Below are 25,883 nucleotides of genomic sequence, written 5' to 3' on the forward strand. Positions count from 1 at the left end.
TACCACATTTTTACCTTTTTGGGTTACTTTACGCCGATTTTTCGCCAATAAATTGTTTTTAAACCCCAGGCGACGAGAAATAAAATCGCTAAGAAACCCACGACAAAATATCCTAAACAGTGACGTATTGACTGTACTGGTTCACCCACATAAACAAGAAAAGTCACCAAATCTTGTAAATTTCGATCAAATTGCACTTCTGGTAGATCATGCGCCAATGTTTCTAAAATATTTGGCATAGCAACATCCGGAACGAGATGGTTATTTGTACCAAATGGACGAGCATCATCCTTATAAAAACCATTTAAATAGTTATAGAGCCATTTCATCCCTTTTTCTCTAGCAACTAATGATAAATCTGGAGGTACTACCCCAAACCACTGTTTGGCATCCTCAGGAGGCAAGGCAATACGAATTGGATCATTAATTGTTGCTTGGGTAAAAATCAGATTACTTTTTAATAAATCTTGATTTATCTGACCATTAAATCCTATTAGCCCTAACCCTTTGGCCATATGATTATAGCGTAAATATTTTAAAGAGTGACACCCGGAACAATAATTCATAAATAATCGAGCGCCTTTTTGTAAACTAGCCTTATCTTGAACATCGACTTTTACCGTATGCGCCCATCCATCTGGAATTAGAACGAAGCATCCAAACCATACGGCCAAGTAGAAGGCGATTCCATGCATCCGCATCATTGCCCTCCTAGGCGAGAAGGCAAGGGACGTGATTGTTCATAACGAGAATAAAAAGGCATCAGGATAAAATAAGCAAAATAAGCAATCGTACTTATACGTGCCCAAAACAAGCGTATTGGAGTTACAGGAATTGTTCCTAAATAACCCAATACCATAAAAGCAGTTACGCCTAGAAACAACATAATCCTTGAGTACTTCCCTTTGTAACGCATTGAGCGAACCGGGCTGCGATCAAGCCATGGTAAAAAGAAAAGCAGTAATAGCGCTAAGCCCAAACAGATAATGCCTAGTAATTTATTCGGAACCGCCCGCAACATGGCATAAAATGGCGACATATACCACATTGGAGCAATATGATCGGGTGTGATTAAAGGATTTGCGGGTACAAAATTATTATGTTCTAAAAAATATCCCCCCATTTCAGGGGCAAAAAAAACAACGGCAAAAAATAAGCTAAGGAAAGCAAGTACCATGACTAAGTCTTTAACTATGTAGAATGGATGAAAGGGAATGCCATCTAGAGGATTTCCTTTCGCATCTAAGTGATTTTTAATTTCAATACCTTCAGGGTTATTAGATCCCACTCGATGCAAGGCAATAACATGCAAGAACACCAAAAATACAAGCAGGAATGGAATGGCAATCACATGTAACCCAAAGAAACGTTGTAGCGTGGCATTCCCAACTGAGTAATCCCCTCTAAGCCAAACGACAAGATGTTCACCAATATACGGAACGGCACCTAACAAAGAGGTGATTACCTCTGCTCCCCAGTAGGACATTTGTCCCCAAGGCAATAAATAACCAAAAAATGCGCCCGCTAAAAGTAAAATATATAAACACATCCCCAAAAGCCAAACCAATTCACGGGGTTTTTGATATGAGCCATAAAGTAAACCACGAAACATATGTAAATAAATAACAATAAAAAAAGCAGAAGCCCCAGTTGAGTGCATATATCGCAGTAACCAACCAAAATTAACATCGCGCATGATATATTCTATAGAAGCAAAAGCTTGTTCTGCTCTTGGAGTATAAAACATGGTGAGCCACAAACCTGTTAGCAATTGATTAATCAAAACGACAAGGGCTAGTGAACCAAAAAAATATAAAAAATTTAAATTCTTAGGAAGATAATAGGCACTGAAATAATTTTTCCAGGTGCTCATCAAAGGAAAACGCTCATCGAGCCAATTGAGGAGTCTATTCATTAAGCAAGCCTTTTCTGTTACCAATCATAAATTGTAGCCTGGGCGCAGCGAGCGAAACCCGGGAAAACCATGTTGTTCACCATCCCGGGTTTCGCTTGGCTGCACCCAGGCTACCGATTATGCAGACAAAGAATCTATACTTTGTCCTCACCAATAACAAGAGTATGCTGATCGATAAAATAATATGGCGGTACTTCCAAATTAATAGGTGCTGGCACATCTTTAAAAACTCTACCGGAAAGATCAAAAGTAGAGCCATGACAAGGGCAGAAAAACCCCCCGGGCCAGTCAGGGCCTAAATCGCCCAAATTGGGTTTGTATTTTGGAGAACACCCCAGGTGCGTGCAAATCCCTATAAGAACCAAGTATTCTGGATTAATTGAACGAAACTCATTTTTTGCATAAGGTGGCTGCTGTCTCGTTACTGAATTTGGGTCACGAAGTCTTGAAGAACCCTGACTCAGACGCTGTAACATTTCCTTGGTTCGTCTAATTATCCATACGGGCTTACCGCGCCATTCAACAACCGCCTGCTCACCTGGTTCCAATTTACTTAGATCAACATGTACAGGCGCACCTTCGGCTTGAGCTTTGGCACTAGGTAACCATGAGGCCACAAAAGGGGTTAAAGCACATAAAGCACCTATCCCGCCTAATACACAGGTTGTTTTTAACAAAAATTGACGACGATCTTCATCGATACGATCGCTTTTATCCTGTTCATGATCAGGCTTAGTATTTTCATTCACCATCATTTGCTTATGTATTTGTAGCCTGGGTGCAAGGCAGTATAACCGGGGTCATAAGACATAGATACCTCGAGTCCCGCTTTCTTGCTCCTAGGCTAGGAACTTCATACTCTTACCACGCAAAATAAAAAACCCCGCAGAAGCGGGGTTTTTTAACCAATAAACGATTAACGTTTTGAGTACTGAGTTGCACGACGTGCTTTGTGCAAACCCACTTTCTTTCGTTCAACACGACGTGAATCACGAGTTAATAAACCACGCGCACGTAATTTTCTACGAACCGAATTTGGACTAGGCTCAGCATCTTCTGCTAATCCTGCTTCATCATAAGCAACTAATGCTCTGGCGATACCCAAACGTACAGCACCTGCTTGGCCAGAAACTCCACCGCCGGATACTGTAATATAAGCATCAAATTTATTAACAAGCTCAACGGTTTCAAGTGGCTGCATTACAACCATGCAAGATGTTTCACGGCAAAAATATTCCTGTAAAGTACGGCCATTTACTTTGATCTCGCCTTTACCTGGACGTAAAAACACACGAGCTGTTGAACTTTTTCTACGACCTGTGCCGTAGTATTGCTTCATTTCAGCCATAATACTTATTCCTCAATATCAAGTTGCTTGGGTTGCTGTGCAGTATGTGGATGCTCGTTGCCAGCATATACTTTTAGCTTACGATACATCTCTCTACCTAAAGGATTTTTTGGTAACATGCCTTTAACAGCAAGTTCGATAATTCTAACAGGATTTCTAGCCTGTAATTTTTCAAAACTATCTGATTTTATTCCACCAGGATATCCGGTATGACGATAGTACATCTTGTTGGTAAATTTACGGCCGGTCACAATAACCTTTTCCGCATTAGTAACTACAATGTAATCACCAGTATCAACATGGGGGGTATACTCAGCTTTATGCTTGCCACGTAAACGACGAGCAATCTCACTTGCTAAGCGACCCAAAACTTTGTCGCTGGCATCAACCACTAACCAGTCACGTTTGACTTCATGGCTTTTGGCACTAAATGTCTTCATTAAATGAACTCCGAACCGCCTAAATTGGTAATCTTCTATCATGGACGGGCGATTTTAACCAAAACAGAAACATCCTACAAGTAAAAAAGGATAAAAATTTATAAACAATTAATTAAATCCGCGTAAATATAGCAAATTTCAAACAAGAATCATAATAATTTTTGTTCTCTTGTTTAATCTGTGTGAAGCAGAAACACCATCATTAGTACTAAGCGATTATCTACATAACCCTAAACTATAGGCTCTCTACGATAAAGCGGAATCCGAAATCAATGTGTTTCATAATTTAATTTCAGGTTTCTCTACTTCCACATCCAGACTGCCCTGATTTATTGATTATTCCTGGTCAATTAATAACTGCTCTGCAATATTGCCTGAAATTAAATGCTGTTCAATGATTTCATCAATATCAGAGAAAGAAGAATAGCTGTACCAAACGCCTTCAGGGTAAATCACGATACATGGGCCAGAACTACATCGCCCAAGACATCCCGATTTACTTACACGCACTTTTCCTGGACCATGCATCTCCAGTTCCAAAAGACGGGATTTCAAATAATCAAAAAAAGGTTCCCCACCAGTATTGCCACAGCATTGTTTGCCTGCAGCTTTTTGATTGGTGCATACGAGAATATGTTTATTATAATAGGCCAATGGACTACTTTCCTATAGATTCAATTTTTGTTTTTAACTTTAAACCAGGTTTAAAAGTCACAACTCTCCTGGCTACTACTGGAATTTCTTCTCCAGTTTTTGGATTCCTACCCGGCCTTTGTGGCTTATCCCTTAATGTAAAATTACCAAATCCTGATAACTTCACGTGATTGCCATGCTCGAGAGCATGTCGCAATTCTTCAAAAAAATTCTCGACCATTTCCTTTGATGCAGGCTTGGACAGTTTTAATTCATCACACAGGGTTTCTGCCATTATTGCTTTGCTGAGTGCATTCACGATTATTCCCTCAATATGATTGAAAATTGGTTTTCTAACATGTTGATTATAGCACTAATTAAAGAATTTATCTCTGCATCAACTAAAGTCCTACTTTCATCTTGCAAAGTCATTGCCACGGCAAGGCTTTTCTTACCTTGAGGAACTCCTTCACCTGTGTAGACATCAAATACATCAAAAGATTTTAACCAATTTTCGGTTATGTTTTCTCTAACAGCTGATTCAATCTGCATAACGCTGATTTCCGCGTCAACCAAGAATGACAAATCGCGGCGAATTTGCGGGTATTTTGAAATCGCTTTGTAACGTGGCGCTTCATGTCCCATTAATGCCGCTAAATTGATTTCGAATAGTAAGACATCCTCTTGCAAATCTAAAGCATCTGCCAAACGTGGATGTAATATCCCCATCCATCCGGCGAGAACTCCATTAATATGTATCTGTGCTGATTGACCAGGATGTAACGCATCATGGACAGCAGCTACGAATTCGACTTGTTTTATTTTAAGTGAAGAAAATAAAGATTGAAGATCACCTTTTAAATCAAAAAAATCAAAGACCCGAGTAGGCTCACTCCAATTGACACTCCCCTGTTCTCCCATTAATAAACCCGCAATACAAGGGCGCTCAATGGTTTGTTCTTTGCTCACATCAAAAACCACACCGATTTCGAAAAATTTAACCGCGTTTTGCTGGCGGTGAACATTATAAATCATGGAGGCAATTAATCCTGGCCACATCCCTGCACGCATTTGGGATAATTCCGAAGAAATTGGATTAAGCAACTGTATAAATTCTTTGTTTGGATAAAGTTCGCGTTGTAGTACAGGATCAACAAAACTGTAACTTATCGTTTCATGATACCCTCTGTTACTGAACCAGTGAGACAGCTTCGCAGCGATTTCTTCATTACCACATGCTTTTCCAGCCTGCACTACGGTAGTGGTAGGTTGTGCATTTAAATTATCATAGCCATAAAGTCGTATGATTTCTTCTACCAAATCAACATCATATTGGATATCAAAGCGGTGAGAAGGAATAGTGACCTCCAAACAATTATTATGGTCTTTACCTACGACAACACCGAGCCCTTCTAATAAAGTTTTCATTTCTTGTAATGAAATAGTAAGGCCGGTTAATTTTTTTACTTTATCGGTGTCAAAAGAAAAACGCACCGTTTCTGGTACATACTTCCTATCTTGGGCCTCAATAACTGGTCCTACTTCTCCCCCTGCAATTTCTAAAATTAATGCAGTAGCGCGTTCCAAAGCCTTTATTTGCAAACATGGATCGACGCCGCGCTCAAAACGCTGAGAGGAATCACTGAATAAACCAAATTTTCTCGCAACACCTGCAATGACAATCGGATTAAAATAGGCACTTTCTAAAAATACGTCTTGAGTATGCGCTTGCACTGAACTGGCTTCTCCACCCATGATCCCAGCTATCGCCAAAGGTTTATCATGGTCAGCTATAACCAATACTTTTTCATTTAATGTTAATTCTTGACCATCAAGCAACCCTATCTGCTCTTGATCATGACTAAAACGTAAATTGATTCCACCTTTGATTGTTGCTAAATCAAAAGCATGCATGGGTTGGCCTAATTCGATCATTACATAATTCATAACATCTACAATCGGATGCAATGTGCGAATACCACTCCGACGTAAACGCTCACTCATCCATAAAGGTGTAGTAGCTTTAGTATTGATATTACGAATTATGCGCCCACAGTATCGCGGACAAGCCTCTGGAGTTTTCAATTGGATGGGAAGGATGTCGTCAATACTGGGCGTCACTTCAGAAATTGTTTTTTCTAATAAGGGTAATTTGTTTAAAACCGCCACTTCCCGAGCGATACCTAAAATGCTAAAGCAGTCGGCTCGGTTGGGAGTTAAATCAATATCAAAAATATGATCATCAAGAGTCAAATATTCGCGTAAATCCATCCCTACGGGAGCATCCTCTTCTAATTCCATGATGCCTTCAGATTGTTCAGCCATGCCTAACTCGCTGACAGAACAGAGCATCCCTTGAGATAATTCGCCCCGTAATTTGGATTCTTTAATATTAAAACCTCCCGGTAAACGTGCACCAATCATAGCCAAGGCTACTTTTAACCCGGCCCGGACATTGGACGCACCACATACAATTTGCAAGGGCTTATCCGTATTGGCATTGACTTCACATACAGTTAATTTATCTGCATTGGGATGGGGTTTGGTGCTAAGAACTTCAGCGACGATTACACGAGTAAACTCTCCTGCTACTGGACTTACTGCGTCTACTTCCAGGCCAGCCATAGTCAGTTGACTTGCTAATTCTTGTTCAGTTAATGAGTAATCTACCCATTCACGTAACCATAATTTACTTAATTTCATTTATAGTCCTTACCACCTAATTAAACTTTTAGGTCCGCAGAGCTCAGCTCAAATGTCGGACCACAATACTGCAAATGACAGAATCAAAGTGCACAATTTCTCAAAATTGGCTTAAAAAAGTAAGATCATTTTCAAACATCATCCGTAAATCATCTATTCCGTAATACAACATCGCCAATCTATCCATACCCATCCCAAATGCCCAACCTCGGTATTCGTCAGGAGAAATATTCACCGCTTTGAGCACATTAGGATGCACCATGCCACAACCTAAAACCTCAAGCCATCCAGTAAACTTACACGAGCGACATCCTTTACCACTGCATTGGGTACATTCGATATCAACTTCTGCAGAGGGCTCGGTGAATGGGAAATAAGAAGGTCTAAACCGCAATGCCAATTTTCGACCAAAAAAATCTGCAAATAAGTCTTGGAGCAAGCCTTTTAAACTGGCTAACGTCGCTTGCTTATCAATCAATAACCCTTCAACCTGATGGAACATGGGAGTATGGGTCAAATCCGAATCACAACGATAGACACGGCCAGGAGCAATTAAACGAAATGGTGGTTTGCGTTGTTCCATAGCACGAATTTGAACTGGAGAAGTATGAGTTCTCAATAAACGGCCATCACCAAAATAAAAAGTATCGTGCATTGCACGTGCTGGATGATGCCCAGGAATATTCAGTGCTTCGAAATTGTAAAATTCAGTTTCTATTTCTGGGCCATCAACTATATCAAAACCCATACGACTAAAAAACTCATTAATTCGATGTTTTACTTGAGTGACAGGGTGTAATGAACCACTTTCTTTCTTACGTCCTGGAAGAGTTACATCAATGCGCTCAGCTGAAAGTTTTTCTAGTAACTGCTTTTCTTTGAGTTCAAGCATCTTCGATTCAATCAATGTACTGATTTCACGCTTTGCCTGATTTACTAATTGACCTACTTTAGGTTTTTCTTCAGCAGATAAATGAGCAAGTCCTTTTAAAATTTCAGTTAGCTTGCCTTTCTTGCCTAGAAAATCCACGCGAATTGACTCTAATCCAGATACATCTTGTGCATTCTTAATTGCTTCAGAAGCCTGCTCTTGTATGGTGATGATATCCTGCATAATTATACCCACAAGTAAAAAGGAGGCCGCAGCCTCCTTAAAATAAGTTTTATCTTTTTAGCACTAATTCCAAGTATCCTAGGTTCGCTACGCTTCACCGTGTAATGCAGGTCATTAAGTGCTTTAAATAGGTTAATTTGCCAATGCGGCCTTAGCTTGTTCAGCAATTGCAGCAAAAGCTATTTTGTCATGAACAGCTAGATCAGCCAATACTTTTCTATCCAGCTCAATTGATGCTTTTTTCAATCCATCAATTAAACGGCTGTATGATAATCCGCACTCACGAGCTTGTGCATTAATACGAGTAATCCACAAGGCGCGAAATTGACGCTTTTTCTGACGTCGATCACGATAAGCATATTGACCCGCTTTAATTACTGCTTGTTTTGCCATGCGGTAGGTTCGGCTACGGGCACCGTAATAACCTTTAGCTTGGTCTAAAACTTTCTTGTGACGTGCTTTCGCTATCACCCCACGTTTAACTCTTGGCATTCTTCATTCCCCCCTTAACTACCGTGCAACATGCGTTCTGCTAAACGAGCATCGCATGGCTTCAAAGTACCAGACTCTACGCGCAAATGACGCTTCGCCTTAGTGGACTTCTTGGTGAGGATATGGTTTCTATAAGCGCCACGACGTTTAATCGCACCACTTGCTGTCTTACGGAAGCGTTTACATGCTCCGCGATGTGACTTTAACTTCGGCATAACAATATACTCCGCATTTGTTTCAGCTACTTAGTTTTTTTGGGTGATAACACCATCAGCAATTGTCTTCCTTCGCGTTTTGCGTGTTGTTCAACAACTGCAAATTCAGCGGTATCTTGCTGTAAACGCTCAAGAATCTTCATACCGAGTTCTTGATGAGCCATTTCACGACCACGAAAACGCAGCGTAATTTTGACTTTATCACCATGATTTAGGAAACGGATCAGGTTGCGTAGCTTGACCTGATAATCCCCATCTTCCGTCGTAGGACGGAATTTTAATTCTTTGACCTGAATTTGCTTTTGCTTTTTCTTCGCTTCAGCTTGTTTTTTACTCAGTTCAAAGAGAAACTTACCGTAATCCATGATACGGCATACTGGAGGCTTGGCTGTTGGGGATATTTCCACCAGATCCAATCCACCTTCTTCCGCTGCACGCAGGGCTTCACGTGTAGAGACAATTCCTGCCTGATTACCATCGACATCAATTAAGCGTACCTCAGGTACATTGATCTGTTCATTAATTCTTGCGCGATCATTTTCACGCTTAGTTGGTGCACTAATGGTTTAATCCCCCCTGCTTGTTAATTGCAATTGATCCTTTGCGAGCAATTTCTTGCGCCAAGGTATCACAAATTGTATCTATTGTCATCACACCTAAGTCTATTCCTTCACGAGAACGCACTGCGACTTGGTTTGATTCAACTTCTTTATCCCCTATCACTATGAGATAAGGTACTTTTTGTAAAGTATGTTCGCGAATTTTAAAGCCAATTTTCTCATTTCTCAAGTCATAGTTAGCGCGAATACCCTTTTTTTGTAAAATTTGGGTAACCTTTTGAGCATACTCATTCTGTTTTTCGCTAATTGTGAGTACTACCGCTTGCACTGGAGATAACCATAAAGGAAATTTTCCTGCGTAATGTTCTATCAAAATCCCCATGAAACGCTCAAAAGAGCCTAAAATAGCACGATGTAACATAACCGGAATTTGTTTGCTACCATCTTCAGCCACATAAGAAGCATCCAAACGACCTGGCATCGAAAAATCAACTTGTATCGTTCCACACTGCCAAATTCTGCCTAAACAATCAGCCAAGGAACACTCAATTTTAGGTCCATAGAAAGCTCCCTCACCTGGAGCATCAATCCATTCTATCTTGCGATCTTTCATTGCTTGCATTAATGCCGCTTCTGCTTTATCCCAGACCTCATCACTGCCAACTCGCTTTTCAGGACGTAAGGCCAGGCGATATTTAATCTCATTAAAACCAAAATCGGCATACACAGACTGAACCAGTTCGAGCATCATCGCTACTTCAGATTGGATTTGATCTTCTGTGCAGAAAATATGAGCATCGTCTTGAACCATATTACGAACACGCATCAAACCATGGAGGGCACCTGAGGGTTCACATCGATGACAATTACCAAATTCTGATAATCTTAAAGGCAAATCTCTATAACTTTTTAAACCCTGATTGAATACTTGCACATGGCATGGGCAATTCATTGGCTTAACGGCATAGTGACGATTTTCAGTTTCAGTGACAAACATCTCGTCTCTAAAATTGGCCCAATGACCTGATTTTTCCCAAAGAACCCGATCAACTAATTGTGGTGTTTTAATTTCTTGATAACCAAAATCAGCCAGACGATGTCGCATATAGCGTTCAAGCTCTTGATAAATTGTCCAACCTTTGGGATGCCAAAATACCATTCCAGGAGCAATATCCTGGAAGTGGAATAACTCTAAGCTCTTGCCTAATTTACGATGATCGCGTTTTTCAGCTTCTTCAAGACGGAATAAATAATCGGCCAAGGATTTCTTATCAGCCCATGCGGTACCATAAATACGTTGCAACATTTCGTTATTGGAGTCACCACGCCAGTAAGCACCCGCTAATTTAGTCAGCTTAAATGCCTTCAAAAATCCTGTGGAAGGAACATGGGGACCACGACAAAGATCTTCAAACTCGCCTTGCTTATACAGAGACAATACTTCATCTTTAGGAATATCAGCAATAATTTTCGCTTTGTATTCCTCGCCAATGCCTTTGAAATATGCAATTGCCTCATCACGAGGTAGTTCTCTACGTGTTACCGGGTAATTTGCCTTAGCTAATTCCATCATTTTTGCTTCGATGGACTCTAAATCTTCTGGAGTAAATGGTCTTTGAAAAGCGAAATCATAATAAAAGCCATCTTCAATAACAGGACCTATAGTGACCTGTGCGGTGGGAAAAAGACTTTTAACTGCTTGTGCTAATAGATGCGCAGTAGAGTGACGAATCACTTCAAGGCTTTCATCTTGCTTTTCTGTAAGGATTACTAAGGCGCAATCATTTTCAATAAGGAAAGAAGTATCGACTAAACGATCATTAATACGACCCGCAATAGCTGCTTTAGCTAAGCCAGGGCTTATGCTATGAGCTACATCATAGACAGTTAAAGGCGCTTCAAAATGTTTTATACTTCCATCAGGCAGTTTAATGTTTGGCATAATTTTATCCGTAAGCACTTCTTTTCAAAAAAAAGCCCTGCATGGCAGGGCTTAAACCTTAATTTAAGAGGAGTCAATTTTAAGCATCATCCCAAATGAAAGCGGGCGCTCCTGGAAAACGATTTAGTTGCATGGTAGGCACGAGTGGGATCGAACCACCGACCACCACCATGTCAAGGTGGTGCTCTACCACTGAGCTACGTGCCTATAAAACGACCTTCATACACATTGGGGTGAAGTATATAATAAGGTGATATTACAAAGCAATCATTTACCCAGAAAAAACGGATGAATCCATTGTGCGCGTGTTAAAACAACGCTACTGCCTTTTCAGGCTCCTTTTATCATTAGGTAATGGCCAGTTCACGCCGGTATAGCGGCACTTGCAATAAAAACTCGCTTATATTGTGTTTCACTACCTCTGTAAAGCTATTATTATAGGCAAATACTTTTCGTTGTCGCTCAGAGCTTGTCCCTGCATCCATAATCGCTTCAAGCGTCGAAAAATAGGTGTGATAATTGAGTTGCTCAATATAGGGTTTTAATTTCTCAAACCACTCTCGCAAATCCTCGCGCATTAATTTTGTTTTACCGTCGGTATTCATTACTAACTCAGCATCCAAGCCATGACGAATGGCCCTCCACTTATTTTCTCGAGAAAGCCAATAAGGGGGGTAAGCGACTGCTTCCAGCCAACTTCCATTATCAGCAAACCAATGGGCGAGTGCGTGAATTAAAGCTACTAGAGCTAATGTTTCTGCTAATGTTGCCGTACCATCACAAACACGAATTTCGAGCGTCCCAAAATTAGGACTTGGCCTTAAATCCCACCATAAATCTTTAAGTGATTTTATAGAGCCACAGGCTTTAAGGGTCTTATATAAATATTCAAAATCCTGCCATGAGCGGACATGATAGGGTTGACCCGCTGTGGGAAGAGCTTCATAGGTGGTTGGACGACAAGAAGATAGGCCGGTATCAATCCCTTGCCAAAAAGGGGAACTTGCAGACAAGGCTAATAAATGCGGTAAAAAATACATGAAGAAATTATTAAAGCGTATGCATTCTTCTCCACTGGACATACCTAAATGGACATGCAGTCCGTACACACTCATACGCCGAGTAAGCCATTGATTTCGATCAATTAAATCCAGATAACGGGTTGTTGGTGAGATAATCCAATCAGCATATTTAGAAAAGGGATGAGATCCCGTTGCTGCAAGTAATATTCCGAGCTTTTTTGCAGCATGTTGAAGCTCAGATATTGAAGTATATAGATCTTCTTCAACCTCTTGCACCAAGTTGCATTTAGCAGTATTTACTTCGATCGTACTTAAATAAAATTCAGGTTTAATTTTCTCATGGTGAGACATCGCATTTAAGATCTCTTCTGCTCGAGAACATAAGTTATAGGTTTCAGAATCAATAAGTTGCAGTTCAATTTCTACTCCCAAAGTCAGTATTCCGCCACTATTAAATTGAATTTCTTCTTCTGAAACGGATACAGTATCTTCGGTTTGCGTAGCCAAGGATTCTTTGAGTTGACTTTGCATAATTAATCCTTCTTTTTATTATTGATAGTTGGAATATATGTTGAAAGTCCCTCTTTGATATTTTTGAGGAGCTCTATACAGTTGCATTAAATAGTGATGTACAATAAATATACCCTTAAATATTCATATCTGTTGAAACAATTCGTACACAAATCATTTCGATACTAATGGTTAATGCGTTTAATTTCAACCTTGAATTTGTATAAGACTATCCATGAACCTTATTGAACCCAATCAAATGAATCAGAAAATTGATCTTGAAATACAATCCGAACAGCGTTCCAAAAGCATTATGCTAGCCTTACGCAAAATCATGCAGGAAATGGATTTTCATTCCAGACGATTGAATAAATGTTATGGTTTAACCGTACCGCAAATCATCTGTTTGTATGAAATTTATGAAAATGGAATTATGACTCTCTCTACTCTTTCTAAAAAAGTCTACTTATCAATGAGCACTTTGGTGGGAGTAATCGATAGGCTGGAAGAAAAAGGATTGATTCATCGTACTCGAGACAGTAAAGACCGTCGTATCATTTATATTGATATTACTGAAAAGGGAAAAGATTTTGTTCATGCCTCCCCCTATCTGCTCCATAATAGACTAAGTGAAAACCTTCGTTCTTTAGATGAACAGGAGCAAATAACCCTCGCTAATTCGATTAACTTATTAGTTAATTTATTAAAATGATCTAATCAATAAGATTTTGGATCTTCTATCCTTAAACTAAGTCGATTAATTTATAAATTTAGAGATTTTCTAATGAAAATCCGTTCAGGAACATGATAGATAGGCTCAAATGGAGGGGAACCATTCAAGCCAAAGTATGCGAGGTGAACTGCTATGAGTTATCCACCTTTTTTCTATTGGACTGATATTTGTTCCATCTAATATCACTACTTCTTTATTGGACTAAGCACCTTTCCATAGGTTTCGCTGGTATTATACTTCGTTTGTCGCATATGTCAACTTTAAGTTTCCAATAGAAATTTTTAGTTTCGTTTTTTATGTTATTTTGCATGTTTTGTTTCTATTGATTATAATTTATTTACTCATAAATTGGGACTTAATACCATGGAAAAAGTTAACCTGGCAAAACAGTTCGCGGATCGTCTGCGTGATGCCATGATCGCCGCAGGATTTAATTCGCAACGCTCTACTTCGGGTGTTTGCATTCATAAGCTAGCGGAAATTACAGGCTATTCTTTACAAATATGCCGTAAATATCTTCGCGGTGAAGCGATTCCTGATCCCCTTAAATTGGTAGAAATCGCGTCGAAACTCCATGTTTCGCCAGGATGGTTGTTATTTGGCGACTCCCATAATGCCCCGGGGATAATCCAAGACAAAGTATCCATTAGTAAAAACTTGCTTCATTATATTTTCGCCAAAGCGTCCTGTCTTTATACGGATATGCTTCCCGAACAAGAGATCGCCAATTTTTTAATTGAATTAATTCATGATGTGAGTCTGATCCATGCAGATGAAGAACAGTCTAAAAAAATTATTGATTTAGCCTTAGCTTCGCTGAAACATTTTAGCCATTCGCACGGAACCTAATCCGTTGACTTGTTGATATAGTCCCCCTTTTAAACAAAAGGGCATGACGCTTGTGACTTGGATAAGAAATTAAAATGCTCAAAAAGACAATAATGGTTTAATCTAGTTTAATTAAACCATTATTGGTCATTCCAATTTAGTCAAAGCCCATCAATTCTCAAACCTTACAATAACACCGCTTCTATTTACTGATTGCCACCGCTAGTATCTTTAGGAGCAGGGGTTTCTATTACCGGCTTTTCAACCTTGGGCGCTTCAATTTTTGGCGCCTGAACTGTTGGAGCGGTAACGTTTACATTTTCTCCAGTTCCAGTAGGGGAGGTTTCTGTTTTTGCATCTTTCTAAATAAAAAATTGGTACTTTTATTTTAGAATTTTTTCCATGCATTTTCTGTGGTCATCGAAATTAAACCCCCTCTAAATTGTAAGTTATTATGCCAAAATAGCAAATAAACAACCTACAACGTGAATTTTTCCATTACTAAGAGAATAACAAATCGAAGTTTGCTATCTTCTGGCTTTAATGCAAACAAGAACTCCGTCCCATGTATTTCACCGTTTGGCCGAATAGTGGTATCATTGCATTTTAAAAACACACAGAGTTTATATGTTACTCCACTGTCTTTTCATCATTGGTATTTGTGTTGAAGCAATCACAGGTGCATTAGCGGCCGGTCGTAAAAAAATGGATTTTTTTGGTGTTATGTTGATTGCAAGTATTGCTGCATTGGGTGGTGGTACAGTAAGAGATGCGCTCTTCAATACTTATCCCCTAACTTGGGTTATCCATCCAGAATATTTGCTTTACACATCAATATGTGCATTTCTAACTATATTTATTGCCCATTCATTAATTCGAATTATGAAAATATTTTTAATTCTTGACGCATTGGGACTATCTACTTTTGTGATTATCGGTACTCAAAAAGCACTCAATCATGGTTTATCACCCAGCATTGCTATTATTAGTGGCATGGTCACAGGGATCTGTGGAGGTATGTTACGAGATATTCTTTGCAACGATATCCCTTTAGTGTTAAGAAAAGAACTTTATGCAGTTATTGCTTTAGCTGGAGCTGTACTGTTTACGACCCTTAATTATTTTAATATCTCCGAAAACCTCAATGTGATTATTACACTCATTAGTATTTTCACTGCACGATTATTAGCCATTTTTTTCCATATTCAAATACCAATATTTGACTATTCGGAAAGTATAAAAAAGCGAAAATGAAAATCTTAATCAGCAGCGTTGGCCGGGTGAAACAAGCGGATCTGGAAATATCTTTGGGAAAGCCCGGGTTTCGCTCCGCTTCACCCAGGCTAACAAGTTCTATTACACTTCTTTAACTGTAATAATACTTACTTCTTCATCAGGTACATCGGCGTGTCCCATACGTTGCCCAGTTTTTACTTTCGCAATCGCATCAACAACATCCATCCCTTCCACTACCTCACCAAATACACAATATCCATAGCCTTGCATATGATCGCCGCTGTAGTTCAAAAATGCATTATCAGCTACATTAATAAAAAATTGCGCGGTTGCAGAATGAGGGTCCATAGTTCTTGCCATAGCAATAGATCCGCGTTTATTTGGCTTCGCATTTTTCGCTTCATTTTTTATTGGCTCGCGAGTTGATTTTTGTTTCATCTCTGAATCAAGCCCACCACCTTGAATCATAAATCCTGCAATAACACGATGAAAAATTGTATTATCGTAAAAACCACTGCGCACATAATTAAGAAAATTTTCAGCCGTAGCCGGAGTATTTTCTGTATCTAACTGTAGATGAATATCACCTTTAGATGTGCTAATTACAACCATTAATATCTCCTGTCATTTTTAAATTAATTGATGATCTTTAATATATGTAAAAAAGAATGTTTTTTACCGGATATTATTCGTTACATGACATAAATGCATAAGTGCTTTTAATTCCCACTTTCATTAATTATTAACTCACGCATTTTATCACAAACATCATGCATTACATGAACATTATGAATACTTGCCAAAGCTGTAAATAAATTCGCCTTTTGTTTTGTTAACTGATGCAAATAAGAACGAGAGTAATTACGACAAGTGTAACACATACACTGTGCCATGATTGGCGACATATCATCGGCAAAACAAGATTTTTTTATTTGAATTCGTTCATTCTCATGCTCGCTAGCAAAGCGTAACCAATTGCCGTCTCGAATCAATTCACCGCAATATAAAGATCCATGGCGAGCGTTCCGTGTTGGTGCAACACAATCGAACATATCAATTCCTTCTGCGACCACATCCAAAAGGTCTTGTGGGGACATTCCAACCCCCATGGTATATCGTGGTTTATTTTCTGGTAAATAATCATGTACCCAACGAATAACTTCCACAGTAGTTTTCATATCGAAACCAATAGTTTCACCGCCAATGGCAATTCCTTCGGTATTCATGGAAGAGATAAAATCCGCACTTTCACGGCGTAAATCTTTAAAAGTTCCTCCTTGAATTATGCCGAAAAGCGCTTGCTCATAGCCATATCGGGAAGTCGGATATTGTTGATGATAACTGATGGATTGCTTTAACCAACGATGTGTACGGGACATGATATGACTGACTTCATCTTTAGTGCAACTATCCGGCGTGCACTGATCAAAGGCCATGATAATATCTGCACCAATAATTTTTTGAGTTTCTAAAGACATCTCCGGAGTCATATGAATTAAACGCCGAGTCCCCGGTAATTGGAAATGTGCACCTTCCTCGTCAATCGTACAAATTTTTTTATTCTTGGATAAACTAAAAACTTGAAAGCCCCCACTATCCGTTAACATCGGTCCATGCCATCCCATAAAAGGATGCATCCCGCCTGCTTTTTCAATGACCTCCATACCTGGAGCACACAGCATATGATAGGTATTGCCCCCTAAAATGATTTGACTGTGGGCTTCATGCAATTCAGCAGGGGTCATATTATTTACACCCGCACGCGTACCAACCGGCATAAAAACTGGGGTAATAAATTCACCGTGAGCCGTAGTAATACGAGTCACTCGCGCTTGAGTTGAGGAGTGTTTATGTAACACTTCGCAAGAAAAGGTTTTCATCGGTTAGAAATAATTCAAAATGCCGATAATAGCTAAGTCAAACTCAGATTACCAGCATTAGCGATGTTAATAATTAAGCAATTTATGTTATCATTCGCAAAATCTATGGAAGCATGGTCCTATTCATCCACAATTCTAAAAAGGATATATGTTTATGCCCAGTTCAAATTCTAGTTTATTCATGATCGATATAGAAGGTACGGAACTTTCAGACATTGAACGGGAAATCATAAAACATCCATTAGTAGGTTCCGTAATTCTCTTCACCCGCAACTTTTCAAGTCCACAACAATTGAACTCTTTGATTGATGAAATCCGTGCAATCAATTCTAATATTTTTATAACTACCGATCATGAAGGTGGCTTTGTGCAACGCTTTTTGCGTCAGGGATTTCGTGCATTGCCCGCTCCTCGCGTTTATGGTGATATCTACGATCAGAATCCAGAAGTAGGGATCAAACTGGCAAGACAATATGGCGAAATTATGGCCAAAGACCTATTAAATTGCGGTGTAGATTTAAGCCTTGCTCCAGTTCTTGATGTTCATGATAAAAGCCTTATTATTGCCCGTTTGGATCGGGCTTTTCACCCTAATCCTGATGTAATAGCCTCTTTGGCTGGTGCTTTTATTGATGGAATGAATGCAGCAGGAATGCCAGCCGTGGCCAAACATTTTCCCGGGCACGGCTCGGTAAGTGGCGACTCACATAATACGATGCCCGTTTCTCTTGCCTCCTTAGATGAGTTAAAAACCAAAGATTTAAAACCGTTTATCGAGCTAATTAACAAGGGGCTTCTTAGTGCGATCATGCCCGCGCATGTTACCTATAAAGCAATTGATGCCAATAAGCCTGCTGGCTTTTCAACAGTTTGGTTGCAGGAAATTTTACGCCATGAATTGGAATTTACAGGGTTGATTTTAAGCGATTGTTTGAGCATGACTGGCGCAGATATTGGCAATTTAATGACTCGAACAGGGGAAGCTCTTAACGCAGGTTGTGATATGTTGATCATCTGCCACCAGCCCCGACACATATTGCTGGAATTATTGAACAAAATCAGTTTAATCCAATCTCCCGAGTCACTAGCTCGTATTGTCCACTTTAAAAATCAGATGCTTCGCTTCGCACATCCGGAAAAATATAAATCCAGTTCTTATTTAGCTACTTTAGGAACTGAATGCGAAGTGGCTAGTAGTAGCCAAAATCGGCAGTTCAATACTTCAAAAACTATTTAGGTATACACAGTCTGAAAAAAGAGGAATCCAAGATTCCGGGAATGGATAAACGACTTAACCCTAATCTTTGCTTCCTTCATACGCTCAATATTCGTGAAGCGCACTTCGTCGAGTCTGCCAAAACAAGAAACATCCCATTAACGCCATGAATAGAAAGTATAAAGCACACCAGCCTGGCATAGAGATTCCCAACATCTTCCAATTCAACTCAGCACAATCCCCACTACCCCAAAACAAAGCTTTCACTACAGTTTGCCAGGGAAAATAACGGATTAAAACATCAAGACCAGGCATACAGGCCGGTGCTTCTCCCGCAGGTAAAGATTGTAACCATAATTGACGTAAAGCAAAAAATAATCCGGCACACGAAATTATGATTTGCAACAGACTAATAATGTGCGCCTTTTTTAAAGTTCGAAAGCTTAATCCCATAACTGCCAACAACAAAAAAACACAAATGCGTTGCATGATACATAAGGGACAAGGAATAAGACCAACCACGTATTGAAAGTAAAACGAAGCAAATAATACAAACACAGTCAGCATTGCATTAAAAGTTTGAATTTTTTTATACGTAGGTTTTCTCATGATTTGGGCAACATATAGGATATAGCAGCCTTAAGATCCTCATCACTGCATTTGATACACGTTCCTTTTGCAGGCATAGCATTTAAACCTTTTATTGAAGAAGCAAGTAAATCATTTAATTCTTTTTGGGCTAATCGCGGTTTCCAATCCTCTTCGTTTCTGAATTTTGGGGCCCCCGCTAGACCGTCTCGATGGCAAACAATACAAAATTGCTGGTATGTTTCTTGTCCAAGCTCTTTGGTCTCTACCGTACTCATTGCTCTATTATCGGTCTGAGCTTCACCTTGTACAGTAACTTTTCCCACAGGTTGAATTCTTAATTGAATTTCTCGTTGCTGCGCTTCATCACTTGCATACAATACAAATGAACAACAAAACAATGACATTAAAAACTGCAACCTCATGCCCATACACCTCATGATCATAATTTAGAATGATACCTAGAAGTGAATTTTTTTTCCAGCAGGATTAAAACCAAATAAAAGGATTTTCTATCCAGGACACCCTCTTCAAATTATAATGGATCATTAAAAAAACTAAGGAGCGAAAAATGGTCCAAGCAATTCCTGATGGTTTTCATACTGTAACACCCTCTTTAACTTTTAAAGATTGTGCGAAAGCAATTGAATTTTATAAACAAGCATTTCACGCTAAAGCGTTACAAATTTTCCCATCTTTAGATGAAAAAGGCATTATGCATGCTCAGATTCAAATTGGTAACTCAATTATTATGATGGGTGATGAAATGGAAGGAGAACATTGTTCCAAAAGTGCGGAAACTCTTGGGAATTCACCAATCACACTTTTTATATATGTTTCTGATGTAGACACGTTCTTTCAACAAGCAGTTGCTGCTGGAGGTCAAATAATAATGCCGGTAGCTGACATGTTTTGGGGCGATCGTGCCGGTTTCATTAAAGATCCTTTCGGATACTCATGGATGATTGCCACGCACATCAAGGATCAAACAGTTGAAGAAAGCAGAAAAAATGCAGCGGAAGCATTCGCTTCTATGGCAAAAAAATAAGCTATAAGGATTCAAAATGTCAGACTTCCCCATGCAAGATTCTATTTTGCTTATTGCCGATCCTAAAATAATTGCCATTCCGGTGATCGAAAATCACGATCCGATGATTGATGTAATCAATCATGCTGAAATCAGCTATGGGCCGTCTCCAGAAATAGCAAATAATACGGATTACACAAAAATGCGAAAAACGGTTTATGAAAAATTAAACCAAGCTCAATCCTTGTTGCCTAAAGGATTACGTTTTTGCTTGTATGAAAGTTATCGAAGTCTGGCATTACAAAAATTCCTTTTTGAAACACGCTATGAAAAAGTTAAAAATAAACATTCCGACTGGTCATCAGAAGAAATTTTTACTGAAACAACCCGATTGGTCTCTCCGGTTATCAACTTAGATGGTTCATCAAATATCCCGCCTCATTCGACAGGCGCTGCAATTGATGTTTATTTAATCAATGAACAAGGAGAGGCAATTGATATGGGAATTCATCCTAAAGATTGGATGGAAGATTTAGATGGCTCCCTGTCATTCACGGTCTCAGAAGTTATTTCTAACGAAGCAAAACAAAATCGCCAAATCATGAGTCATGTCTTAGAAACTGTAGGCTTCGTAAATTATGGTTACGAATATTGGCATTGGTCTTATGGAGATCGATATTGGGCCTATTATAAACAAAAGTCTCATGCGCTTTACGATACTTATAAATAATCTGTCGTTTTACCTAAACTTCGAGCAAATAAGCTCATCTAGAAACCTACAAGTTAATCGACAACCCTTTGAGAATTAGGGTATATTTCAAGAGTATCAAGTTACGGATGCATTACAACAAGGAAGGGATATGACAAATACAAATGAACTATACACTCCTGGTGCTTTAAGGCGAAATTGGGGGTTGCTGTTAGGGTTAGGGATATTACTTGTTTTTCTAGGTTGTATTGGCTTGAGCATGGTCATTGGCTTAACCTTAGTAAGCATGTATTTTTTTGCTGTCTTATTAATTATTTCCGCAATCTCCCATTTTATTGATATTTTCAAACATCGGGACTGGAGTGGTATTCTCTGGCAAACCATAATTGCAGTGTTATACCTAATCGGTGCGGGTGTAGTTCTGTATGATCCTTTTTTAGCATCTACATTGATTACTGCGCTATTAGCTGGGGTTTTAATTGTTATTGGCCTCACACGAATAATTCTAGCCTTTTCTCTAAAAAACGACAAAGGGTGGGGTTGGTTATTATTTGCAGGAATTATTACCATTATTCTTGGTGTTTTAATCATCATGCAGTGGCCAATTAGTGGCTTATGGGTTATTGGGATGTTTCTTGCTATTGATATGATTGTGAATGGATGGACTTACATTTTTATCGCTCTTTCTGTGCGTGCATCTACGTAATGAACATAGTATGATACGGCATGCTCTCCAAAATGCCGTATCGTATGTATTCAAGAACCTTACGTATAGCAACCCGTCAAAGCCCTTTGGCTTTGTGGCAAGCCAATCATGTCCGGAATTTATTGTTAAATAAATGGCCGAATTTACAGATTGATTTATTACCTATGAACACCTCTGGAGATAAGTTTCTCAAGGACAAACTTCTCGCTGTTGGCGGCAAGGGTTTATTTGTCAAAGAGCTCGAAGAAGCATTGCTGGATAAAAGAGCTGACTTTGCTGTTCATTCTTCAAAAGATATGCCTGCAGAGTTTCCTGAAGGTCTCGGATTAGCGGCAATCTGCAAAAGAGATAATCCTTTTGATGTCTTTGTCAGTTATCAACATACCGATTTACAGACCTTGCCCGCACACTCAATTGTTGGAACATCAAGTCTTAGAAGACAATCTCAATTATTGGCATACAGACCAGATTTGAGTGTCAAGTCCTTACGAGGAAATATCAATACTCGTCTTGAGAAGCTCAAATCAGGGGAGTATGACGCGATTATTCTTGCTGCTGCGGGTCTTGAACGTATGGGATTTATGGATTCTATACAGGAACAACTATCAGCTCAAATCATGCTTCCTGCTTGTGGCCAAGGTGCTTTAGCTATTGAGTGTAGGGCTGACGATCATGAAATGCATGCGCTAATTACCGAACTTAATGATCCCGTATCAGCTATTTGTGTGCATGCGGAGCGAAAAGTTAATGCCTTATTGGGCGGTAATTGTCATGTCCCTTTGGCTGTTTTTTGTGTACCAATAGAGAACAACCAACTTTCTTTGCAAGCAAAAGTTCTGAGCCTTGATGGCTCACAAATGATTAAGAGCGTGCAAATTGGGCCATTGGAACAGGCAACACGCTTGGCTGAACTTTGCGCCCAATCGTTACTGGCGCAAGGAGCGGCAAACCTTCTTGCATCAGTACCAAAATGAGTAACTCACTTCACGGTTTGCGCATTTTAAATACCCGTCCACACGATCAGGCGCAGGAGCTGAGTCAGAGTATTCGCGAGGCGGGAGGAATTGTAGTCGAACTCCCAACTCTAGAGATTAAAGCGACAGACAATAATTGGCTCCAGCTATTGCCGGATTTAAAGAAAGTGGATCAAGCGATTTTCATTAGCGCCAATGCGGTTCATTACTGTTTTACTCAATTAAACAGACAACATATTAAATGGCCCTCATCAGCCCATGTCATTGCAATCGGTCAAGGTAGTGCTGCGGCACTTCAAAAATTTGGTATAAAAGTCCACGCAATTCCCAATATTCCTAACAGCGAACATTTATTAGCATTAAAAACATTAAAACAACCAGCCAATCAAAACGTGCTACTATTTAAAGGTGAAGGAGGCAGGCCACTTATCGAGGAGCAACTAATAAAACGGGAAGTGAACCTTGTTATTCTAAAAGTATATCAAAGGGTTATCCCGCAAATTAGCCCGAAATTGATCGAGTCTATATGGCGCAATGATTTAGTGGACATTATACTGTTAACAAGCGAACAGTCTCTGCATAACCTTTTTAAAATGTTTGAACAAGAGGCCCAGGAATGGCTCCGTAATAAAAAATGGCTTTTAATCAGCGAGCGCCTGGCTCAAGTTGCTTCATCGATGAGTATAAAAAATATTAAGGTTTGTAACCCTAATCATATAATGACTGCATTGTCTGATTACGTAAACAAGGATTAACTTATGGCCAGCAATGAAGAACAAGTACAAAAAGTAAAAAAAACACTCAATACTTCGCACAATGAAAAGACGAAACCTATAAATAATTCACCATTATGTAAAAATCAAACCCTGATACCCATCTTAGCTTTTATAGTTGCATTAGGCTCGCTAGGAGTTGCTGCTTATACTCTTTTTGAGAACAACCAGTTGGAAACGCAACTAAGTAAAACGCAAAATAATTTCTCCACACAGCTCCAACAATTAGAGCAAAGCCAAGTCCAAGCCCAGGAATTAACGAATACAAGAGAAAATAAGACTGAAGAAATACAAACACAGTGGCAAGCCAAATTTGAAAATTTAAGCAAACAAATACAAAATGCACTGCAACAAAAATTTTATCAAAATCAGGATTGGCTTCTCCTTAAGGCACGTTATTATCTTGAATTAGCACAAATTAATTCCCATTGGAGCAACGAAATTGATGCAACTGTTGCATTGTTGGAGCAATCCGATCAGCTCTTAAAACAACTCAACGACCCCAAAATTTTGAATATAAGACAAGCGATAGCAAAAGAAATAGCACAAATTCAAGCCCTTCCCACAGTTGATATTGCTGGACTGCTTAGTCAACTGGATGCAGCACAAAACAGCATCGATGATCTGAGTATTCCGTTACCGATGAAGGGAAATACTCATTCATCAGAAAATAGCCCACCTACAGCAAATGATTCGTCTACCTGGAAAGGGCGATTACAAGGGAGTTTGAATGCATTGGAAAAGCTTGTGGTAATTCGACGACATGAGCAAGGGATTGAACCTTTGATTTCTCCTTTATTTGAAGCATTACTTAAAGAAAAGCTCCGCCTTAATCTTCAAGAAGCGCAATGGGCTGTTCTTAATAATGAGCCGTCGGTTTACCAACTGGTTCTGAAACAAGCGATTAGTAGTCTTAAAATGAATTTTAATGAAAAGACGCCTAACACTGCTGCTTTAATCAAAAAACTAACGGAGTTACAACAAAAGAATGTAACTCAAAAAAGACCAGCCATGGGATCTGCACTCCCGATGCTCAATGAATTGCTTCAATCAAAAAAAACTCCGGAAACTCAATCTTTAAATGACGGACAAGGAGGAAATCAATAATGATGCGTATTCTCTTTGCTTTCTTGATTTTACTAGGTTCCGTGGCTTTAGGAATTCAACTCAATAAAGACCCAGGCTATGTATTAATTGCGATCAACCAATGGACCATTGAAACTACAGTCTGGGTAGCTGTTTTTGGCATCATTCTTTTATTCCTTGTTATGTATCTTATTTTGCGCCTATGTCAGAAAATTTCACACACGCCAAGTACATTAGCTCAATGGCATTCAAAAAGACTGACTCAAAAAGCACAAGCAATTACCCGAAAAGGATTAATTGAGTACAGTGAAGGATATTGGTTAAAAGCCAAAAATCATTTGATTCAAGCATTACCGAATACGGATACACCTTTACTTAATTATTTAACTGCTGCACGGGCCGCCCAAAAAATGGGGGACAATCAATTACGCGATGATTATCTACGTGAGGCGCAACATTCCATGCCTGAGGCTAAAATTGCCGTGGAGTTAACTCAAGCCGAATTACAACTTGCAAATCATCAATGGGAGCAAGCGCTTGCAACACTAAAGCACTTACATGATATAGCTCCACGTCATCCTTATGTTTTAAAGCTTATAATGCAACTTTATCAAGAGGTAAAAGACTGGCCACAACTCATTCAAATTTTGCCGGACTTAAAAAAATATCAGGTTATTAATCCGCAAGAATTTGAATTATTACAGCGTAATGCTTATTTGCAACGTCTTATTGATCTTGTAAAACAAAATCAATCTGAGGCGGTGAAGGCTTTCTTCCATTCATTACCCAAAGCTTTAGCGAACGAACCGAATATTATCGCAGAATATGTCCGTTTCTTATTAAAAAAAGCAGATTACACTAATGCAAATGACCTATTACGTCGTGCACTGCGCAAAGACCTTAATCCGCAATTGATTGGACTCTATAGTCTCTTACCAATCGATGAAAAACAATTGGCTTTTGCTGAAGGATTACTGAAAAAAAATGCCCATTCAGCGGCCCTTTATTTATGTTTAGGTCAAATATGCATGAAACGAAAATTGTGGGGAAAAGCCAAATATTATCTTGAACGATCTAACGAAATAGAACCTACTGCTTTAGCCTATGAAACTCAAGGACAGTTGCATGAAAAACTGGGCGAAGAAACACTTGCTTGTAGGAGTTATAAACAGGGTTTAACGTTAGTAACAACAAAAATTTAACCTATATTTGAGACTAGTTAGGCCATCATCA

At 39.2% G+C, this 25,883-nt stretch carries 29 protein-coding genes and 1 tRNA gene; 11 read left to right on the plus strand and 19 right to left on the minus strand.

Annotated elements, in window-relative coordinates; all coding sequences use genetic code 11:
• Positions 1–23: 23 nt before the first annotated feature.
• The 15 genes from ACWTE2_RS30265 to ACWTE2_RS30335 all read right to left on the minus strand — a co-directional run bounded on the left by ACWTE2_RS30265 (position 24) and on the right by ACWTE2_RS30335 (position 12,915).
• Positions 24–701, minus strand: a complete 678-nt coding sequence (locus ACWTE2_RS30265; RefSeq protein WP_454785699.1) for a cytochrome c1 — start codon at positions 699–701, stop codon at positions 24–26.
• A complete protein-coding gene (locus tag ACWTE2_RS30270) occupies positions 701–1,915 on the minus strand; it encodes a cytochrome b (RefSeq protein WP_454785668.1) in 1,215 nt (404 codons plus the stop codon). Before ACWTE2_RS30270 ends, ACWTE2_RS30265 begins: the two co-directional genes overlap by 1 nt.
• Before the next feature lie 134 nt (positions 1,916–2,049).
• Complete coding sequence (gene petA, locus ACWTE2_RS30275) at positions 2,050–2,667, minus strand: ubiquinol-cytochrome c reductase iron-sulfur subunit (RefSeq protein WP_454785700.1); 618 nt, start codon at positions 2,665–2,667, stop codon at positions 2,050–2,052.
• Positions 2,668–2,831: 164 nt separating this feature from the next.
• Positions 2,832–3,263, minus strand: a complete 432-nt coding sequence (gene rpsI, locus ACWTE2_RS30280) for a 30S ribosomal protein S9 (RefSeq protein ID WP_182392393.1) — start codon at positions 3,261–3,263, stop codon at positions 2,832–2,834.
• A 5-nt stretch (positions 3,264–3,268) separates the two neighbouring features.
• Entirely contained in the window at positions 3,269–3,703 is a 435-nt protein-coding gene (gene rplM / locus ACWTE2_RS30285; protein WP_028380713.1) for a 50S ribosomal protein L13, read from the minus strand.
• A 336-nt stretch (positions 3,704–4,039) separates the two neighbouring features.
• Positions 4,040–4,357, minus strand: coding sequence for a (2Fe-2S) ferredoxin domain-containing protein (locus ACWTE2_RS30290; protein ID WP_182392392.1), 318 nt, complete (start codon positions 4,355–4,357; stop codon positions 4,040–4,042).
• 4 nt (positions 4,358–4,361) lie between these two features.
• On the minus strand, positions 4,362–4,655 hold the full coding sequence (locus ACWTE2_RS30295) for an integration host factor subunit alpha (RefSeq protein WP_182392391.1): 294 nt from the start codon (positions 4,653–4,655) through the stop codon (positions 4,362–4,364).
• A gap of 2 nt (positions 4,656–4,657) precedes the next feature.
• Positions 4,658–7,039 (minus strand): phenylalanine--tRNA ligase subunit beta, encoded by a 2,382-nt coding sequence (gene pheT / locus ACWTE2_RS30300; protein ID WP_454785669.1) that lies wholly within the window; start codon positions 7,037–7,039, stop codon positions 4,658–4,660.
• A 100-nt stretch (positions 7,040–7,139) separates the two neighbouring features.
• Positions 7,140–8,153 carry a phenylalanine--tRNA ligase subunit alpha gene (gene pheS, locus ACWTE2_RS30305; protein WP_454785670.1) on the minus strand — a complete coding sequence of 338 codons (1,014 nt, stop codon included), beginning with the start codon at positions 8,151–8,153 and terminating at the stop codon, positions 7,140–7,142.
• Between the two features lie 132 nt (positions 8,154–8,285).
• Positions 8,286–8,645, minus strand: a complete 360-nt coding sequence (gene rplT / locus ACWTE2_RS30310) for a 50S ribosomal protein L20 (RefSeq protein ID WP_182392388.1) — start codon at positions 8,643–8,645, stop codon at positions 8,286–8,288.
• Between the two features lie 14 nt (positions 8,646–8,659).
• Complete coding sequence (rpmI, locus tag ACWTE2_RS30315; protein ID WP_182392387.1) at positions 8,660–8,860, minus strand: 50S ribosomal protein L35; 201 nt, start codon at positions 8,858–8,860, stop codon at positions 8,660–8,662.
• Positions 8,861–8,886: 26 nt separating this feature from the next.
• Positions 8,887–9,423 carry a translation initiation factor IF-3 gene (infC, locus tag ACWTE2_RS30320; RefSeq protein ID WP_040523000.1) on the minus strand — a complete coding sequence of 179 codons (537 nt, stop codon included), beginning with the start codon at positions 9,421–9,423 and terminating at the stop codon, positions 8,887–8,889.
• The gene (gene thrS, locus ACWTE2_RS30325) at positions 9,419–11,362 is read right to left on the minus strand and encodes a threonine--tRNA ligase (RefSeq protein WP_454785671.1); all 1,944 of its coding nucleotides are present in this window, start codon (positions 11,360–11,362) and stop codon (positions 9,419–9,421) included. The genes infC and thrS overlap by 5 nt, the downstream gene beginning before the upstream one ends.
• A 132-nt stretch (positions 11,363–11,494) precedes the next feature.
• Positions 11,495–11,569, minus strand: a tRNA-Val gene (locus ACWTE2_RS30330).
• A 140-nt stretch (positions 11,570–11,709) separates the two neighbouring features.
• Positions 11,710–12,915, minus strand: coding sequence for a carboxylate-amine ligase (locus tag ACWTE2_RS30335; RefSeq protein ID WP_454785672.1), 1,206 nt, complete (start codon positions 12,913–12,915; stop codon positions 11,710–11,712).
• A gap of 214 nt (positions 12,916–13,129) precedes the next feature.
• Here ACWTE2_RS30335 and ACWTE2_RS30340 point away from each other — a divergent pair, with 214 nt between their 5' ends.
• From ACWTE2_RS30340 to ACWTE2_RS30350, 3 genes are all read left to right on the plus strand, one after another.
• Positions 13,130–13,606, plus strand: coding sequence for a MarR family winged helix-turn-helix transcriptional regulator (locus tag ACWTE2_RS30340; protein ID WP_454785673.1), 477 nt, complete (start codon positions 13,130–13,132; stop codon positions 13,604–13,606).
• A gap of 384 nt (positions 13,607–13,990) precedes the next feature.
• Positions 13,991–14,476 carry a helix-turn-helix domain-containing protein gene (locus ACWTE2_RS30345; protein ID WP_454785674.1) on the plus strand — a complete coding sequence of 162 codons (486 nt, stop codon included), beginning with the start codon at positions 13,991–13,993 and terminating at the stop codon, positions 14,474–14,476.
• Positions 14,477–15,082: 606 nt separating this feature from the next.
• Complete coding sequence (locus ACWTE2_RS30350; RefSeq protein WP_454785675.1) at positions 15,083–15,709, plus strand: trimeric intracellular cation channel family protein; 627 nt, start codon at positions 15,083–15,085, stop codon at positions 15,707–15,709.
• A 102-nt stretch (positions 15,710–15,811) separates the two neighbouring features.
• Here the strand turns inward: ACWTE2_RS30350 and ACWTE2_RS30355 are convergent, their stop codons facing one another.
• Together ACWTE2_RS30355 and tgt are read right to left on the minus strand one after the other, a co-directional pair.
• Positions 15,812–16,303: a peptidylprolyl isomerase gene (locus tag ACWTE2_RS30355; RefSeq protein ID WP_182392381.1), complete on the minus strand. Its 492-nt coding sequence runs from the start codon at positions 16,301–16,303 to the stop codon at positions 15,812–15,814.
• 107 nt (positions 16,304–16,410) lie between these two features.
• Positions 16,411–17,571, minus strand: a complete 1,161-nt coding sequence (gene tgt, locus ACWTE2_RS30360; RefSeq protein ID WP_454785676.1) for a tRNA guanosine(34) transglycosylase Tgt — start codon at positions 17,569–17,571, stop codon at positions 16,411–16,413.
• Between the two features lie 154 nt (positions 17,572–17,725).
• On the opposite strand from tgt, the gene nagZ reads away from it, so the two are divergent.
• The gene (nagZ, locus tag ACWTE2_RS30365; protein WP_454785677.1) at positions 17,726–18,808 is read left to right on the plus strand and encodes a beta-N-acetylhexosaminidase; all 1,083 of its coding nucleotides are present in this window, start codon (positions 17,726–17,728) and stop codon (positions 18,806–18,808) included.
• Positions 18,809–18,892: 84 nt separating this feature from the next.
• Here nagZ and ACWTE2_RS30370 read toward each other — a convergent pair whose 3' ends face one another.
• Positions 18,893–19,396: a disulfide bond formation protein B gene (locus ACWTE2_RS30370; RefSeq protein ID WP_454785678.1), complete on the minus strand. Its 504-nt coding sequence runs from the start codon at positions 19,394–19,396 to the stop codon at positions 18,893–18,895.
• Positions 19,393–19,800, minus strand: coding sequence for a c-type cytochrome (locus ACWTE2_RS30375; protein WP_454785679.1), 408 nt, complete (start codon positions 19,798–19,800; stop codon positions 19,393–19,395). The genes ACWTE2_RS30370 and ACWTE2_RS30375 overlap by 4 nt, the downstream gene beginning before the upstream one ends.
• A 146-nt stretch (positions 19,801–19,946) precedes the next feature.
• Between ACWTE2_RS30375 and ACWTE2_RS30380 the strand changes: the two genes are divergently transcribed.
• From ACWTE2_RS30380 to ACWTE2_RS30410, 7 genes are all read left to right on the plus strand, one after another.
• Complete coding sequence (locus ACWTE2_RS30380; protein ID WP_454785680.1) at positions 19,947–20,423, plus strand: VOC family protein; 477 nt, start codon at positions 19,947–19,949, stop codon at positions 20,421–20,423.
• Positions 20,424–20,439: 16 nt separating this feature from the next.
• Positions 20,440–21,132, plus strand: a complete 693-nt coding sequence (locus ACWTE2_RS30385) for a M15 family metallopeptidase (RefSeq protein ID WP_454785681.1) — start codon at positions 20,440–20,442, stop codon at positions 21,130–21,132.
• A 130-nt stretch (positions 21,133–21,262) separates the two neighbouring features.
• A complete protein-coding gene (locus ACWTE2_RS30390; RefSeq protein WP_182392374.1) occupies positions 21,263–21,817 on the plus strand; it encodes an HdeD family acid-resistance protein in 555 nt (184 codons plus the stop codon).
• Positions 21,818–21,861: 44 nt separating this feature from the next.
• Entirely contained in the window at positions 21,862–22,791 is a 930-nt protein-coding gene (hemC, locus tag ACWTE2_RS30395) for a hydroxymethylbilane synthase (RefSeq protein ID WP_454785701.1), read from the plus strand.
• Positions 22,788–23,546: a uroporphyrinogen-III synthase gene (locus tag ACWTE2_RS30400; RefSeq protein ID WP_454785682.1), complete on the plus strand. Its 759-nt coding sequence runs from the start codon at positions 22,788–22,790 to the stop codon at positions 23,544–23,546. The genes hemC and ACWTE2_RS30400 overlap by 4 nt, the downstream gene beginning before the upstream one ends.
• Positions 23,547–23,549: 3 nt before the next feature.
• Positions 23,550–24,671, plus strand: coding sequence for a uroporphyrinogen-III C-methyltransferase (locus ACWTE2_RS30405; RefSeq protein WP_454785683.1), 1,122 nt, complete (start codon positions 23,550–23,552; stop codon positions 24,669–24,671).
• The gene (locus ACWTE2_RS30410; protein ID WP_454785684.1) at positions 24,671–25,852 is read left to right on the plus strand and encodes a heme biosynthesis HemY N-terminal domain-containing protein; all 1,182 of its coding nucleotides are present in this window, start codon (positions 24,671–24,673) and stop codon (positions 25,850–25,852) included. The genes ACWTE2_RS30405 and ACWTE2_RS30410 overlap by 1 nt, the downstream gene beginning before the upstream one ends.
• Positions 25,853–25,883 lie beyond the last annotated feature (31 nt).

It is taken from the genome of Legionella nigrisilvae (assembly GCF_977063395.2).